This window comes from Streptomyces sp. NPDC014864 (assembly GCF_043081525.1).
In the GTDB taxonomy this organism is placed as follows: domain Bacteria; phylum Actinomycetota; class Actinomycetes; order Streptomycetales; family Streptomycetaceae; genus Streptomyces.
This window is the reverse complement of the sequence record NZ_JBIBWT010000037.1, coordinates 1-15543: the sequence shown is the minus strand read 5'-3', so window position 1 is coordinate 15543 and position 15543 is coordinate 1. Positions and strand designations below refer to the sequence as shown.

At 69.4% G+C, this 15543-nt stretch carries 13 protein-coding genes; 7 read left to right on the top strand and 6 right to left on the bottom strand.

Going from position 1 to position 15543, the window contains the following annotated elements; all coding sequences use genetic code 11:
- On the top strand, positions 1-376 hold a 376-nt coding region (locus tag ACF1A5_RS33405; protein ID WP_392196602.1), incomplete at its 5' end, for a transposase.
- Between the two features lie 272 nt (positions 377-648).
- On the opposite strand, the gene ACF1A5_RS33400 is transcribed toward ACF1A5_RS33405, so the two are convergent.
- The 5 genes from ACF1A5_RS33400 to ACF1A5_RS33380 form a co-directional block, all read right to left on the bottom strand.
- Complete coding sequence (locus tag ACF1A5_RS33400) at positions 649-1119, bottom strand: SMI1/KNR4 family protein (RefSeq protein ID WP_392196601.1); 471 nt, start codon at positions 1117-1119, stop codon at positions 649-651.
- Positions 1120-1697: 578 nt separating this feature from the next.
- Complete coding sequence (locus ACF1A5_RS33395) at positions 1698-2012, bottom strand: YrhK family protein (RefSeq protein ID WP_392196600.1); 315 nt, start codon at positions 2010-2012, stop codon at positions 1698-1700.
- A 2314-nt stretch (positions 2013-4326) separates the two neighbouring features.
- Positions 4327-5286, bottom strand: a complete 960-nt coding sequence (locus tag ACF1A5_RS33390; protein ID WP_392196599.1) for a DUF4240 domain-containing protein — start codon at positions 5284-5286, stop codon at positions 4327-4329.
- A gap of 614 nt (positions 5287-5900) precedes the next feature.
- A complete protein-coding gene (locus tag ACF1A5_RS33385) occupies positions 5901-6200 on the bottom strand; it encodes a hypothetical protein (protein WP_392196598.1) in 300 nt (99 codons plus the stop codon).
- Positions 6193-6741, bottom strand: a complete 549-nt coding sequence (locus tag ACF1A5_RS33380; RefSeq protein WP_392196597.1) for a bifunctional DNA primase/polymerase — start codon at positions 6739-6741, stop codon at positions 6193-6195. The genes ACF1A5_RS33385 and ACF1A5_RS33380 overlap by 8 nt, the downstream gene beginning before the upstream one ends.
- A 279-nt stretch (positions 6742-7020) precedes the next feature.
- Between ACF1A5_RS33380 and ACF1A5_RS33375 the strand changes: the two genes are divergently transcribed.
- Complete coding sequence (locus ACF1A5_RS33375) at positions 7021-8400, top strand: hypothetical protein (protein WP_392196596.1); 1380 nt, start codon at positions 7021-7023, stop codon at positions 8398-8400.
- Positions 8401-8425: 25 nt separating this feature from the next.
- Here ACF1A5_RS33375 and ACF1A5_RS33370 read toward each other — a convergent pair whose 3' ends face one another.
- The gene (locus ACF1A5_RS33370; RefSeq protein ID WP_392196595.1) at positions 8426-9358 is read right to left on the bottom strand and encodes a phosphotransferase enzyme family protein; all 933 of its coding nucleotides are present in this window, start codon (positions 9356-9358) and stop codon (positions 8426-8428) included.
- A gap of 825 nt (positions 9359-10183) precedes the next feature.
- On the opposite strand from ACF1A5_RS33370, the gene ACF1A5_RS33365 reads away from it, so the two are divergent.
- The 5 genes from ACF1A5_RS33365 (at position 10184) to ACF1A5_RS33345 (ending at position 15407) form a co-directional block, all read left to right on the top strand.
- Positions 10184-10939 carry a (Fe-S)-binding protein gene (locus tag ACF1A5_RS33365; RefSeq protein WP_392196594.1) on the top strand — a complete coding sequence of 252 codons (756 nt, stop codon included), beginning with the start codon at positions 10184-10186 and terminating at the stop codon, positions 10937-10939.
- Entirely contained in the window at positions 10936-12432 is a 1497-nt protein-coding gene (locus ACF1A5_RS33360; protein ID WP_392196593.1) for a LutB/LldF family L-lactate oxidation iron-sulfur protein, read from the top strand. Before ACF1A5_RS33365 ends, ACF1A5_RS33360 begins: the two co-directional genes overlap by 4 nt.
- Complete coding sequence (locus tag ACF1A5_RS33355; RefSeq protein ID WP_392196592.1) at positions 12429-13115, top strand: lactate utilization protein C; 687 nt, start codon at positions 12429-12431, stop codon at positions 13113-13115. The genes ACF1A5_RS33360 and ACF1A5_RS33355 overlap by 4 nt, the downstream gene beginning before the upstream one ends.
- A gap of 73 nt (positions 13116-13188) precedes the next feature.
- Positions 13189-14046: an AAA family ATPase gene (locus ACF1A5_RS33350; RefSeq protein ID WP_392196591.1), complete on the top strand. Its 858-nt coding sequence runs from the start codon at positions 13189-13191 to the stop codon at positions 14044-14046.
- Entirely contained in the window at positions 14043-15407 is a 1365-nt protein-coding gene (locus tag ACF1A5_RS33345) for a VWA domain-containing protein (RefSeq protein WP_392196590.1), read from the top strand. Before ACF1A5_RS33350 ends, ACF1A5_RS33345 begins: the two co-directional genes overlap by 4 nt.
- Positions 15408-15543 lie beyond the last annotated feature (136 nt).

Genomic DNA, 15543 nt, shown 5'->3' with positions numbered 1-15543 from the left:
CCCGCTGCTCGTGCCCACCCTCAAGGCCGCCGACGAGCAGGTCGGCGGGCTTCCCGACCAAATCAACGTGAACCTGGACCGCGGCTACGACAGCGGCAAGACCCGTTGTGCCCTCCGGGAGTTGGGCTTCACCGGCGAGATCGCCCGCAAGGGCGTCCCCGCCCCGATCCAGGCCGGCAGGAGGTGGGTGGTGGAACGGAGCCACGCATGGATGAACGGCTTCGGCAAGCTGCGGCGCTGCACCGAGAAGCGCAGCCGCGTCGTGGATTTCTACCTCTACCTGTCCGCCGCGATCGTCACACTGCGTATGCTCATCCGCCGCGCGACCCCGCGCTACCGCTGGGACGGCCGCCCCACCACCAAGCGCTTGAAGTGACCGCTATTGCCGGGCGCTCTAAAGCACGGTTCAGATGCTGCCCTGCTGCAAGCTCCACCGGGACGTGGCATCGGTGAGTGTCTAACTGCGTGACAACGCCAGCAGACGACGGCGGACGAGAACGGACGCCTGCGGATAATCAGTGCAGGGTGAGAGGTGCAGCAGCCCAAGGCAGAGCGCACACCCAAGTTGCTTCGGAACGAAGAGGTCCTGGGTTCTAGTCCCGTAACCGCGAAGGAGAAGTACTGGCTCCGGGCAGTGGGGTAGCTGGTCTACGAAGTGGGCTGGCTCTCCAGCAGTGTTTCCTCCGTCAAGGTTCCTGCCAGCGTGCCCATCAGCCATTCCGCGAGGTTCACGCCTTGGGACCAGCACTCGCCTTCGTGGTTGCACCACATGACGCCCGCAGGATCGCGGAAGTCGACCAGCGACCAGATAGTGCAGCCCCAGTCGTAGATCAGCACCAGGCCGGCCGGGATGCGGCCGGACGGGTCCGGGCCGTCCTGGTACAGCTCGGCGATGTCCGCAAAGTTGCCCTGCGCGGCCCCACCGCGCACCCCCAGGATGCCTTCATTCGGGCCGAATCCGCCGTTGGCGACCTCGACGTACAAGCGCCGCAGGAGAGGAGGCAACGGGAACCCGACGACTTCTTCCGCCGCAGCGACAGCCTCCGGTGTTGCGGGCGGGGGCAAAGTCCCCGCCCGAGCTGCGATACGCAACGCCTCGACAACCTCATCATCAGTCACGGGCTCAGACTCTCAGCCCGGACTGGTCGGACGTGCCAGATGCGTGCCAGATCCTGCGGGGAACCACGGGGAACAGCGGTGACTTGCCTCGGACGGGGCCACGGCTCCAACACTGCTTCGCCGCAGGTCGGCCCAGCAAACTGCCGCCAAAAACCCGAGCTTCCCAAGCTGAGGGTTTGCGGGACGATCAGCCCTGTTCTTCCCGCGGCCCGGCCGGCGCGACCTGCTCCCGTCGACGACAAGCAGCGTGGCTGAGGCTGGTGGGGGTGCAACGAGGCACACGCGCGCCTCCTCGGTCGGCGCGCCCGCCCTCGTGGCTGACTGTCGTCGGCTGAGGTTCGTGCCACAACCGTGCCAGATGCAGAGGTCAGCCACGGTGAACACCGGTGCCCCGCGGTCGAGTAGCCGCCCGCTTCCTCGGCCGGCGAAGCCGCAGCTCAGCCCGTACATCACCCGGCCTCTCTCCTAAGACGTCGTTTCAGTTGGTGAGCCGGCGGTAGCCGATGAGGGCACTTGACGTTCTCTGCCGCGTCCAGGAGTACCGATCCGTGGAGGTGCCGCAGGCGTTTCCGCTCGGCTCAGCCATGTCGATTTGCGCCGGAGCCCGCGGTCTGCTGGGCGCGTTGGTCGTCCCCGGGCAGCGGGAGCCGGGCCAGATGGGACTCGCGTAGCACGCTCACGGTGGGTCGGACCGCGAACAGCATCGACCCGACGAGGAACAGCCAGTCCGCCGGCAGTGCCATCGAGTCGGAGAAGAAGAAGGCGCTGCCAATGACGAAAGCGACCGCCGCGGCGAACTCGACGGTGGTGTAGATGATCTGGTAGCGGCCGTAGATCTCGGCATGGCGGGGGCTCGCTGCGGCCCGCCGCGGGTCGAAAAGCCCTTTGCTCACCTGTGTGGTCTCCTTCGCGGTCGACAGCGTGCCCCCGGCGGGCAGGCTGGAGCAGGTCGTGTTCAAGTCACGCCTGGCCGGTTTGCCTGGTCGGGCGCCTCGTAAACCACGGAGCGAGCCGATCGGGGGTGCCGGCAGCGGCCGCTGACGACCTCCAACGACCAACCCCGCCAGTCGCACCGAGGCGACGGCCCCGCCTCGAGAAACACAGGAGAAAGCACCCCTCACGGGAGAAACGACCTCTTATACCGTGTCTTACCAATGTCTTCCATGGCCTCGGCGCGGCCGGTATGGGCCTCACTGACCGATCCGGCTAGGGCTACGGATCAGAAGGCTTCTGACATCCACCGTTGACATCAACGACGCCGGACAGGGGCATACACCAGCGTCTCTGTCCGGCCGTCGCACCAGTCGACGGCAGCAGCTACCGCGGACGCGGATCGAACTCCTAAAGCGGTGATCACTCTCTGCACCGCTCAGGATGAGGGCGTGAAGCCGGCGGACTGGTCGAGGTAGAACGCTGAGCCTGGTGCCGTCGGTGTCCAACCCGCACGCAGGGCAAGCCGAACAGCCGCGGCAACACCGGACGGCAGTACAGGCTCAGCCTCGCGCCCTATCCAGTTGCTCGGATGCGGCTGGTCGGTGGTGACCACGAGCGTCATGCCCGGCGTGTCCGCGTGTTCGACCGCAAACGTGCATGGCGACCAGGCCACCCCCTGGAAGTACGTCGGTCGGCCTCGTAGCCGCCAACGGTAAGCCGTGCCTTCGACAACGATCCGTCGTGATCCTTTGCGGACCAGTGCCATGGATCCCCCTTCAACAGCAGAAATGCTAGCGAGCCCGGCCCCGCCGTCCGTCTCAGTTTCCGTCTCATTCAGCGCCGTTCACGGCCGTGCAGGCGAGACCCGCAGCGCTCCCAGCCCCGACGGTCGACTGCCCATGAACCCAGGTGAACGGCCCCATCCGAGGCTCCTGAGACCATCAACACAGTTGGAAAGCGTGCACTGCTCGGCCGTCAAGCTAGTCACGCTCTGAGGCAGGCGGGGCGCATTTCGGCAGCCGTGCACACGTGCGCCCGTGACGCGCCCCGTCGTCACTCGCTAGCTTGCGTCATCTGCCACGGATGGCATCAACAGAACGCTTGTGAGGAGCTGTAGTGGTTCAGGCAGATCAGGAAGCGTGGGCAAGTCACCTGGCGGAATATTCCGCACTCAGAAGCGAGATAAATACCAGAATTGGCTTGCAGCATCAAGTACTGGCCCTTCACATGACCGCCGTTAGTGTCGCGCTATCCGTGGCATTATCCGGGAAATCTCGATGGCCAGTCCTTTTAGTTATCCCCTTTATTGCGTACACATCAAGCGAGACCCTGGCGTCGCTCTTCCGTACAGTGGAGGGCATAGGATGAGGAACTGAACCCTAAGGTTCCTGGTGGTTTAGGCTGGGAGTCGTGGCTGATTCATCAGAAACCAGCCAGCGAAGTGCAAAAAATGACACACCCGTACTACCTACTTTTCCCTGGAATATCCATTATTTCACTCCTGGCCGTCTTACCTTTCGTGTGGAGTGGTCGAGTAGGTGGTCATCAACCCGGCGTATCCTTCTGGATGGCAATCTCTGCCTGGCCATTCGCAGCCGTCTTCACCGTGCTGTCCTTCAAAGCAATCCGACGGCTACGCGCACCATTCTGACGAGTGCACGGTAGGCCAAAGGCGATCAGGGAATGACTGCTACTGCTGTGTCGTCTGCCCGTGAGAGCCGCCGCACCACTACTGCACCAGATCGAGCGGGGAACAGCGGGGAACATGGTGAAAGCGGCCGAACCCGAATCGGCACCAGTCGGGCATTCGCGCAGGTCAGCGCTGAACCCAGCCGCAAGTGCTCGCAGCTTCCCAAGCTGAGGTCAGGCACGTCAGCACGCGCCGGCCGTCGTAGCTTGCTCTGGTCGACGGCACTGGCAGCATGGCGGAGGCCGGCGGGGGTACAGCGAGGCACGCGCGCCTGGCCCATTGGCGCATCCGCCGTCGTGGCTGACTGTCGTTGGCTGAGGTTCGTGCCACAACCGTGCCAGATACAGGGGTCAGCCACGGTCAACACCGGTGCCCTGCGGTCGAGTAGCCGCCCGCCGCCTCGGCAGGCGAAGCTGCAGCTCAGCCCGCAGATCACCCAGCCTCTCTCCTAAAGCGGTGGTCATGGCTCCCCTGGACGACCTGAGGGCGAGCCCTATCCGACGTCGCGTCCGCAACGCCCTGAACAGCGGTGGTGTCTGAGAGCCCCAGCACGTCGATGACGGGATGGTGCTTGGCCGAGCCCGCTACGAAGAAACTGACGGTTGCCGGTCAGGGCAGCCGTCAGCGTGTATGCGGAACGGGGAGTACGGCCCTGGGACTATCCAGCCCTCCAGCCAGCCCGTGAGCCACCGGGCGAGAGTCAAGGTGGTCGGCACCAGGACGCAGCAGTCATTGGCATCCCAGTCCCAGACGCGGCCCTCGGGAGTGCTGAAGTCAATCATGGTCCACATGCAGCAGCCGCGGTCCATGAGCGGGACGACCCCCTCGGGCGTTGCGGGGAAGCCGGAGTCGTCCTTCGCCGAGAAGAGCCGGTGGGCCTCGATCAGGTCCCGCTCCTCGCTGAACCAATTGCCGGTGTCCGTGAGCGAGAGGCATTCCCAGACTCCGAAGCCGCCGTTGGCGACTTCGAGGTAGAGACGCCGCAGCAACTGCGGCATCGGGCGGCCGACCGCGCGTTCGACCGCCGCGACGTCCTCCAGCGTTACCGGCGGGGGCAGGTCACGGTCGGCGACGCGGGCACGGACGGCCTCGACAAGCTCGTCGTCGGTCATGGCCTGTCGCCCCCAGCCGGCCCGGTTCGAATAGGACTCGTACGAGTAGCGGGTGTCGCGATCCCACTCCTGCCCAGTGAGGGCCTTGTATGCCCGGTCTGGCACATAGAGCAGAGACTCGGCCCACATCAGGCCCGCGGCATACGTCGTGAAGCGCGCGGGATCGCGGAGGACCCGTCGGTAGGTTTCGCGACCATCGGCGACGACGGCCGCACGCGTGTAGAGGAACGCGTCGCCGGAGAGGCCGCGGCCGTACTCCTGGAGGTCCAATCGGTACAGCGCCCAGGCCAACTGCTCGGCGAAGTCGGCGATCAAGGACACCGGCCCCGCCGCAAGCCGAGTGGTAAGGGCCGCCGCGAGGCCATCGGCATCGGGGTCAGGCCCGGCCGGCCGGAATTCCTCAATCAGCGCCCAAAACACGTCCTCGTCCATGCCGGCCATCATGGCACTCGCATCTGACAGCGGGAGGCTGCCGACTGTCGCGCGGGCCGCACCACAAACGCACCAGATCGAGCGGGGGAACAGCGGGGAACCACGGTGAAAGCAGCCCAGCCCGACGGGTCCACCATCCGACCGTTCGCGCACGTCCGCGCCTGAACCATCCGCAAACGACCACAGCTTCCCCAGCTGATGGCGCAAGGAGGTGGCCTGCTGACCGTCCGGGCTGCGGCGCTAGGGCGCCGGTCCCAGCCGAACAGCAGGCCACCTGATCGGTCCTCGTTAGGGAGGGGCGCCTCTCTGTTCAACGCAACGGAGTCACCGAAGAGCGCGCTTCGCAATCCCTCGCTTCCAAGCCAGCCTGGATGAGCCGTGCCAGGAGCAAGGCCGCTTCAGGTCGCACCGTGCCGAGGCGGACCAGGCCGTCACCGCGCACACTCACGTCCGCTGTGAGCCCCGGGAAGTCTGCCTCCAGCCCCAAGGCAGCGAGTTGCTCCGCGAGGCGGTCGGCACCGCGTCGAGCCTCGCCCCAGCCTCGGACGTAGCTCACGCCAGCCGTCAGGTTTTCGGCGCGTGGGGCGATGACTCCGCGTCGGTCTGTCATGTGTTCACTCCCCCGGTTCATGGTCAGTCTCGGTGTCGGGGCGAGGCTCAGCAGCGTTCGCCAGGGCAAGGCGCAGCAGTTCGGCCAGGTGCTCGGCAGTCGCTGGTGAGACACGGCCCAGTTCGACCAAGCCGTGGCCGAAGGCGTTCAGGTCGGCGCGCAGGTACGGGAAATCAAGCTCCATGCCCGCGCTGATCAAGGCGTCGCGGAGGGCCGTGGTCGCATCGCGAGCGGCGTACCAGCCGTCGCTGTCCAGCGGGGACCATCGCGCTGTGTCAAGGCGGCCGCAAGATTCCTCATGCACCGGAAGTCGACTCCTCCGGGTAGGCCGCCATGGCGTCAGCGGCGGAGCTGAACCGGTCGCCGTAGCGGTCGACGCGTGCCAGTAGCTCGGCGGCAGCGACAAGCACTGTTGCGAGGGCGATCGGACGGAGCGGATTGGCCTCTGGTCGCCGTACCGGGGCGCGGAGCCATTCGTAGCGGTCGCCGCTCAGAGGCATGGGGCCCGGAACCACCACAACGGATTTGAGACCGAGGTAGCGGTACTCCGGCGGCTCGCTGGTCTCGCGCCTGAGGAAGTAGGTGAACCAGTCGCAGCTGTTGGAGCTGAGGAAGAAGCCGACCCTGCGGGCCCGGTGATCGACCATGACCGGGCCGCACGGCAGCTCCTGGCGGCACACTTGATCGAACGTCTCCAGGCCGAGCTGCTGTTCCACCGACACCACGTCGAAGAGGCGGCCGGCGGGAATCATCGACGGGCTACGCGGGTCGTCCGCCCAGAGCGCCCGGCACATCACCGGGTCGTCCGCCGCTGCCGACAGCCACTCGATGCCTCTCCTGGTCATCGTTTGCACGTCTTCTTCCCACCTCCGGTCGGCTACCCCACGGCGCCTGCGCCGCAGTGGATTCAGAGTCGCGGGACTGGCATTGACCAGGGCAGATGACGACAGGTGACGGGGGATGACGTGTGGCGCGGAGGCCCGTCACCCTCAGTCGTCCCGAAGTGGTGGCGACAAATCCCGTTCGCCGCTGCCAACGGGGTTGTCAATCGCGTACGTTCGTGATGGTCAAGGACCACGCACCACCCCCTTTGCACTGCCACGAGGAGGGAAAGGCCGTCTCCTATGGACCCCGTCAGCGAGCGTTTACGCCAGTCCCGAACCGAACGCGGCTGGAGCCAGCTGCGATTGGTACGTGAACTGCGCAAGGCCGGAGCCAAGCGCGGTCACCAGCTCCCCGCCGACGACAGCGTCAAGCGGCGCATCGCCAGCTGGGAGAACGGGCACAGCGTGCCGGACGGGTTCTACGGCGCTCTGCTCGGGGACGCATACGGCGCCAGCCCACATGAGCTGGGGCTGGAACACGACGGCAGAGAGGACGCTGCACTTCTGGACGCCAGCTATCCCGACAGCCCTGACGCGGCGATCAACACGGTTGACCGGCTATGGAGCGCCGACCTGAACCGCTACGAGCCGTTGTTGCAGTCCGAGGCGTCCGAGCCGGCGTGGAACGAAGCGTCCTTGCGGTGGTTGGTGGCACCGGAGCCAGCGCCCCGATCCGGTCGCCCGGCGGGGCTGCGTGTGGGGCTCGGAGCCGTGGCAACGGTGAAGACCACGGCCGACATGTTCGCCAGGCTCGACGACCAGTTCGGCGGCGACCACGCCCGGCGGTCCGTTATCCAGTACCTCAGTGCCGAGGTGGTTCCGCTGCTGCGCGGCGGCTACAGCGACGCCGTGGGGAGGGCTCTCTACTCCACCGTGGCGGAGGCGACCCTTCTCGCCGGCTGGATGTCGTACGACGCCTGCCATCACGGACTCGCCCAGCGCTACTTCCTTCAAGCCCTCCGGCTGGCCCAGGACGCCAACGACCGACGCCTAGCCGGAAGCATTCTGTCGGCGATGAGCCACCAGGCCACCTTCCTCGGCCGGTACACCGAGGCAGCGACGCTCGCCCGTGCCGCCCTGATGGGCATCTCGGCGGTGGCGACGCCGACGCTCCGAGCCCAGTTCCATGCGATGGAGGCTCGCGCACTCGCCCGTACAGGGGATGTCCGAGGGTGTGAAGCAGCTCTGGCGGCGGCGACGCGAGCGCTGGAGGGCAGGAACAGCGACGACGAGCCCGAGTGGATCGCCTACTTCGATGAGGCGGAGTTGGCCGCCGAAGCAGCGCACTGTTTCAGGGACGTCAACAGCGCCAGGCAGGCGGTCGCCCACGCGGAGAACGCTATGAGCGGCAGCCACGTGCGGAGCGACTTCTTCGCGACGATGGTGCTGGCCGACACCCACCTACGCGCCGACGACATCGAGGAGGCCTGCCGGGTGGCGGTGGATGCGCTGGATCTCGGGGAGAACCTGAAGTCCGCACGATGCGTGAGTTACCTGGCCGAGTTCCGGGCAAATCTGCTCGCGGCAGGGAACAGCGCGGTGTCCCAGACGTTCGCGGAGCAGGTAGGCGAGCACAGGTTGTGGGTGGCAGCCGCAGCTGGCGGTCCTGCCGCTCGTTGAGTCGGCAGGCGGTGGTCGAGGTTGTTCAGAAGGCGCCCCACGTGTCCCGGCCCTCACCGGTCCGAAGGGAGTACATGCGCTTCTCGAACTCGGCCGCGAAGCGCTCGCTCGTCGTCACGTGGTGCCCGATCCACGCCACCATCATCAGTTCGCGGAGGTCCGCGAGGGTCTCGTAGCCGGGCCAGTTCATCAGGTCGAAGCCATATCGGTGGACGAACTCCGCGTACTCCTCGCGGGTGTGCCACCCGTACCGCTCGTAGTAGATCGCGGTGAGGATCAGGTCCCACTCACGCGGGGCCAGGGCGAGGCCATCGAGATCGATCAGGACGGCGTAGCCGTCGCGGTGACGGAGGACGTTCCCAATGTTGGCGTCACCGTGGATCATCCCGAAGGGAAGGACGAAGTCCAGGCGCTCGTACTCCTTGGCCAGCTCGGCCGCCCGCCCCTCCAGGAACTCTCGATCCCGGTCTGAGATGCCGTCCAGGCCCGCCAGGGACGAGGCCAGCTTGGCGTGGGGGTCGAAGTACGGTAGGCCCATAGATTCGGGGTCCTCCAGCCAGTGCAGGCGCTTTAACAGGTCTGCAAGCTCGCCTACCGTGGCGTACTCCTCCCGCTCCTGGACGCTCTTCCAGAAGGTCACGACCCGGCCACCTACGACCACGGGTTGGGTGATGTCCCGCGGAACGCGCGCGGCCGGGAAGCCAGACTGCTCCAGCCACCGGGCGACGCCGACGGCGCGTTCCATCTCAGGAAGAACGGCAGGGGCCCGAGCAATACGGACGATCATCGGTTCCGAGGCCAAGCGGTAGACGGCGTTGGAGCCGAGGCGGAGCAACTCGGCGCCGGTCGGGTCGAGGCCGGCGGAGCAGCAGGCGTCCCGGAGGACGGGCGCCGTACCCTCGGCCGTGAACCCCGTGTCGCCGCCGCCTTCCCGCCCGCCGTCGCTGCCCGAGATCATGTCAACGACCATACGGGGCGCGCCCCGAGGCCGACAGCCCGTCTGCGTAATGAGGACGTAATGATCTTGGTTGGTAAGTCGGCCAAGAGCAGCTCCGCCGCAGGTCAGAGGGCCCATACCCGCTCGCTCTCACCTGGGCTCCGGAGCCGTGTGCGCAGGTTCGAATCCTGCCGGGGGCACCACGCGTCACCGCTCTGAACTGGGACTTCCGTCTGACGAGGCATGCCGGGCAGGCAGGATCGGCGCGGGCGAGACCGTGCTGCTCGCGGCCTTCGGCGGGGGCATGAACAGTGCGCTCGCGCTTCTGGAACGGTAGCGCTGCGAAAACTCCCGGGTGACTCTCCGGCACGCCCGGCACCGTCAGCCGGCCGGGCGCCGTGATCGATTGCTGAGCGGTCCTCGGCCTGCTGGGCGTCCTGCGAGCTGGAGGGGGGGCCTCCCCCAGGCCGGGTGGGCCGGCGAGGGACGGCGCCGGTCACAGCGGGCGGGCCGCGGACGTACACGTCGCGTTCGGTCTTGGCTGGCTGCTCGGCATCGGGCAGCTCCGGCGCAGCTCGGAGGGTGTCGGCACATACCAGCGACTCGATGCGCGGCTCCGCATGACACGTCGTGGTGCCGGCCCGGCGCGCACGGACGCCTCGGCCACCGGGCCGGCATGCGCCGGCCGGTGGCCTACGCAGCCGCCGGGCGGTACGAGCCGAGCGGCGGCACCGCGGCCCTGCGGGCGGCCGAGGCCCGGCTCGCCACGCCGCGACCCGGGTCTCCCCCGGGCCGTCCCCGGAAATTAGGCTGCCGTCGTCCGATGATCGACCACGAGGAGCCGCGATGCGCGTCGCCCTGTTCCTGACCTGCGTGAACGACACGCTCTATCCGGACACCGGGCGCGCCGTGGTCGCCCTGCTGACCAGACTGGGTGTCGAGGTGGACTTCCCGATGGCCCAGACGTGCTGCGGGCAGGCCCACTACAACACCGGGTACCGCCACCAGGCCGAGCCGCTCGCCCGGCACTTCGCCGACGTCTTCCGGGACTACGACGCGATCGTGACGCCGTCCGGGTCGTGCGGGGCGATGGTGCGGGAGCTGTATCCGCGGATGGGGGAACGGGCGCGCGCCGAGGGGCGCGGGGAGGCGCTCGCGGCCACGCTGGCGCCCGTGGTGCCGAAGACGTACGAGCTCACGGAGTTCCTGGTGGACGTGCTCGGGGTGACGGACGTCGGCGCGTACTACCCGCACACGGTGACCTACCACCCGACCTGTCACGGGCTGCGCGGCCTCGGGCTCGGCGACCGGCCCCGGCGGCTCCTCGAGGCCGTGCGGGGACTGGAGTTGGTGGAACTGCCGGGGGCCGAGGAGTGCTGCGGCTTCGGCGGCACCTTCGCGGTGAAGAACGCGGACGTCTCGGCGGCGATGGGCGCCGACAAGGTGCGCAGCGCCGAGTCGACCGGCGCGGAGGTGCTGTGCGCGGCCGACAACTCGTGCCTGATGCACCTCGGCGGGACCATGGCCCGGCTGCGCACGGCGGTGCGGCCGGTGCACATCGCGGAGATCCTGGCGAGCACGGCGGAGGAGCAGGCGGTATGAGCGCGACGTTCGTAGGCATGCCCGCCTTCCCGGCCTTCCCCGAGGCCGCACACGAGGCCGTGCGGAACCCGACCCTGCGCGGCAACCTGCGCCACGCCACGCACACCATCCGCGCCAAGCGGGCGAAGGCGGTCGCGGAGTTGTCCGACTGGACGGAACTTCGGGAGGCGGGCCGCCGGATCAAGGACCACACGCTCCGTCACCTCGACCGCTACCTGGTGCAGGTGGAGGAGACGGTCACGGCGGCGGGCGGCACCGTCCACTGGGCCGCCGACGCCGACGAGGCCAACCGGATCGTCACCGAACTGGTCAGGGCCACCGGCGAGTCGGAGGTCGTCAAGGTCAAGTCGATGGCCACGCAGGAGATCGGGCTCAACGAGGCGCTGGAGGCGGCGGGCATCCGGGCCTACGAGACCGATCTCGCCGAGCTGATCGTGCAGTTGGGCAAGGACCGGCCCTCGCACATCCTGGTACCCGCCATCCACCGAAACCGCGGCGAGATCCGGGACATCTTCCGCTCCGAGATGAAGGAGTGGGGGCGCCCGGCCCCCGAGGGCCTGACGGACACGCCCGCCGAACTCGCCGAGGCGGCCCGGCTGCACCTGCGGGAGAAGTTCCTGCGCTCCCGGGTCGGCGTCTCCGGCGCCAACTTCCTCGTCGCCGAGACGGGCACGCTGGTGGTCGTGGAGTCCGAGGGCAACGGCCGGATGTGCCTGACCCTGCCCGAGACACTGATCTCGGTGGTCGGCATCGAGAAGATCGTGCCGACGTGGCGCGACCTGGAGGTGTTCCTGCAGACGCTCCCCCGCTCCTCCACGGCCGAGCGGATGAACCCGTACACCTCGATGTGGACGGGCACGACGGACACCGAAACGGCCGACGGGCCGCGGGAGTTCCACCTGGTGCTGCTGGACAACGGCCGCAGCGACACGCTCGCCGACCAGGTCGGACGGCAGGCCCTGCGCTGCATCCGCTGCTCGGCGTGTCTCAACGTCTGCCCGGTGTACGAGCGGGCCGGGGGCCACGCCTACGGCTCGGTCTACCCGGGGCCGATCGGCGCGATCCTCAGCCCGCAACTACGGGGCACGGCAAGCGAGATCGACGCCTCGCTGCCGTACGCGTCCTCGCTCTGCGGCGCCTGCTACGAGGTGTGCCCGGTCGCCATCGACATTCCCGAGGTGCTGGTGCACCTGCGGGAGCGGGTCGCCGAGGGCGGGGAGGCGACCCGGCAGGGCAACAAGGTGGTACTGAAGCCGGCCAAGGGCCATGCCGCCGAGCGCGCGGCGATGCGCGCGGCGGGCTGGGCGTTCACCCATCCGGCCGCCCTGCGCACCGGCCAGCGCCTGGCGTCCCTCTCCCGCCGCTTCCATCCGCGGACCCTGCCGGGCCCCGGCCGGGCGTGGAGCGGCACCCGGGACCTGCCGCCGGTGCCGGCGGAACCCTTCCGCGACTGGTGGCAGCGCACGCGCGGCGGAAAGGACGGCGCGAAGTGAGCAGCAGGGACCGGATCCTGGGCCGGGTGCGGCGCGCGCTGGCGGACGTCCCCCCGGACGACACGCCGTACGAGCAGGCCGTTCCCCGGGACTACCGGGAGCAGCACGGCGAGCGCGGCGCCGCGCGGACGGTGGAGTTGCTGGCGGAGAACCTGGCGGACTACCGGGCGGTGGTGCACCGGACCGACGCTGCCGGGCTGCCCGCGCTGATCGCCCGCCTGCTGGACGACCGGGGGTCGGCGTCCGTCGTCGTCCCGCCGGGGCTGGACGAGGGCTGGCTGACGGCGACGGAGGTCACCCGGGTCGCGGACCGGGCGGAGAGCACGGCCCGCGAGCTCGACCGGGTGGACAGCGTGGTCACCGGCTGCGCCGTCGCCGTCGCCGAGACCGGCACGATCGTCCTCGACGGCTCCCCCGACCAGGGCCGCCGCCGCATCACGCTCGTCCCGGACCACCACGTCTGCGTCGTCCGGGTGCCCGGCCAGGTGGTCTCCTCGGTGCCCCAGGCGCTCGCCCGCCTGGACCCGACCCGCCCCCTGACCTGGATCTCCGGTCCGTCGGCGACCAGCGACATCGAACTGGACCGGGTGGAGGGGGTGCACGGGCCGCGCACGCTGGAGGTGGTGCTCGTGACGGAGGCGGCGGGCGGGGCTCCCGGGCCGCCCGTGACGCGGACCGCGTGACAGAGGGGCTGAACAAGCGCTTAGATAGTGGCTCGGATGCAGATTCCGCCCGCGCCCTGTGCTGGAGGCCCCGTTGTTCAGTTCCGTCGACGAAGTCTCCGCCCGCCTGGCCGAGACCGGTTACCTCGCCTCGCCGGCGGTCGCCACCACCGTCTTCCTGGCCGACCGGCTCGGCAAGCCGCTGCTGGTCGAGGGGCCCGCCGGAGTCGGCAAGACCGAGCTGGCCAAGGCCGTGGCCCAGGTCGCGGGGGCGCGGCTGGTCCGGCTCCAGTGCTACGAGGGCGTCGACGAGTCGCGCGCCCTGTACGAGTGGAACCACGCCAAGCAGCTGCTGCGCATCAGCGCGGGCCGGGACGAGAGCTGGGACGACACACGCACGGACATCTTCAGCGAGGAGTTCCTGCTGACCCGCCCGCTGCTGACGGCGATCCGGGGCGACGAGCCCAAAGTGCTGCTCATCGACGAGACCGACAAGGCCGACGTCGAGATGGAGGGGCTGCTGCTGGAGGTGCTCAGCGACTTCCAGGTGACCGTCCCCGAGCTGGGCACGGTCACCGCGACCCGCCGCCCCTTCGTGGTGCTCACCTCGAACGCCACCCGCGAGCTGTCCGAGGCGCTGCGCCGCCGCTGCCTGTTCCTGCACATCGGCTTCCCCGACGAGGAGCTGGAGCGGCGGATCGTGACGCTGAAGGTGCCGGGCCTCGACGAGGCGCTGGCCGCGTCGGTGGTGCGGGTCGTGGGCGCCCTGCGGGCGATGGACCTGCGGAAGGCACCCTCGGTCGCCGAGACGATCGACTGGGCCCGCACGCTCCTGGCCCTCGGCGCCGGCACCCTGGAGGAGAGCGTCGTCCGGGACAGCCTGGGCGTCCTGCTCAAGCACCAGGAGGACGTGCTGAAGGCGGCGGCCAAGCTCGACCTGGACGCGGTGTGAGCGCCCCCGCGCCGGCCGGCGTCGCGGACCGGCTCACCGGGTTCGTCGGCGCGCTGCGGGCGCACGGCGTCCGGGTCGGCACCGGGGAGAGCCTGGACGCGGCGCGGGCGGTCGAGGCGCTCGGCCTCGCGGACCGCGAGCTGCTGCGCGAGGGCCTGGCCGCCACGCTGCTGCACGGCAGCGCGCAGCGGGCGGTGTTCGACCCGGTCTTCGACCTGTACTTCCCGCGCGGCGTCGGCGCTGCGGAGGGGAGGCCCGCCGACCGCGAGGAGCTGCGCGACCGGCTCGCCGACGCCCTCGCCGCGGGCGACACGGCCCTGATGGAGCGGCTGGCCATCGAGGCGGTCGACGGCTTCGGCGGCTACGGGGCGGCACCGGGGTCGGACGGCTGGTCGGCGTACCAGACGCTGGACCGGATCCGTCCGCAGACGCTGCTGGCCCGGGTGCGGGCGAGCGTCCGGGCGCGCGGCGGTGACGCCGGGTTCGCCGACCGGCTGCTCGACGACGAGATCCGGCGCCGTATCGAGGAGTTCCGCCGGCAGGTCGGCGCGGAGGCGCGGCGCCGGGTCGCCGAGCGGCGCGGACGGGAGGAGATCGCGCGGCGGGCGGTGGCGCCGAGCGCGGACCGGGTCGACTTCCTGTACGCGGGGCGCGACCGGCTCGCCGAACTGCGCCGGACCGTGCAGCCGCTGGCCCGCAAGCTGGCCACCCGGCTGGCCGCGCGCCGGCGCCGCGCCGCCCGCGGCTCGATCGACCTGCGCCGCACGCTGCGCGGCTCGCTCTCGACGGGCGGCGTGCCGATGCGGCCGGTGCTGCGCAGGCGCCGCCCCGCGCGGCCGGAGCTGGTGCTGCTGTGCGACGTCTCCGGCTCGGTGGCTGGGTTCTCCGACTTCACGATGTTGCTGGTGCAGGCGCTGCACGACCAGTTCAGCAAGGTCCGGGTGTTCGCGTTCGTCAACCGGCTCGACGAGGTGACCGGCCTGCTGCGGCACGGCGCGGCCGACCCGGAGGGACTCGGCGTCCGCATCCAGGCCGAGGCGCGGCTGACCGGCTGGCACGGCAGCAGCGACTACGGCGTCTCGCTGGGCGAGTTCGCGCAGCGGTACGGCGAGGCCGTCGGCCCGCGCACCACGGTGTTCGTCCTCGGCGACGCCCGCACCAATCTGAGCGACCCCAACCTGGCGGCCGTACGGGAGATCGCCCGGCGGGCCCGTCGCCTGTACTGGCTGAACCCCGAGCCCCGCGCCCAGTGGGGCACGGGCGACTCCGCCGCACCGGCCTACGCCGAGCTGGTGGAGATGCACGAGTGCCGCACCGTCCGCCAGTTGGGCACCCTGATCTCCCGGCTGCTGCCGATCTGACGTTGCCGATCCGACTTCGTCGATCCGACGTTGTCGCCGTCCTAGGACCTGTCTGACAAATGATCTTGGCTCGGTTCGCGGAGCCAGAGGATGAGTGCTGCGAGGTGGAGTCCGGCCCGGTAGCGAGCGGCGAGTT

Excerpts from the sequence above, each read along its gene's own strand:
- ACF1A5_RS33370 (WP_392196595.1), bottom strand. The coding sequence starts at position 9,358 with ATGATCTCGGGCAGCGACGGCGGGCGGGAAGGCGGCGGCGACACGGGG.
- ACF1A5_RS33380 (WP_392196597.1), bottom strand. The coding sequence starts at position 6,741 with ATGACCAGGAGAGGCATCGAGTGGCTGTCGGCAGCGGCGGACGACCCG.
- ACF1A5_RS33365 (WP_392196594.1), top strand. The coding sequence starts at position 10,184 with ATGCGCGTCGCCCTGTTCCTGACCTGCGTGAACGACACGCTCTATCCG.
- ACF1A5_RS33375 (WP_392196596.1), top strand. The coding sequence starts at position 7,021 with ATGGACCCCGTCAGCGAGCGTTTACGCCAGTCCCGAACCGAACGCGGC.
- ACF1A5_RS33360 (WP_392196593.1), top strand. The coding sequence starts at position 10,936 with ATGAGCGCGACGTTCGTAGGCATGCCCGCCTTCCCGGCCTTCCCCGAG.
- ACF1A5_RS33390 (WP_392196599.1), bottom strand. The coding sequence starts at position 5,286 with ATGGACGAGGACGTGTTTTGGGCGCTGATTGAGGAATTCCGGCCGGCC.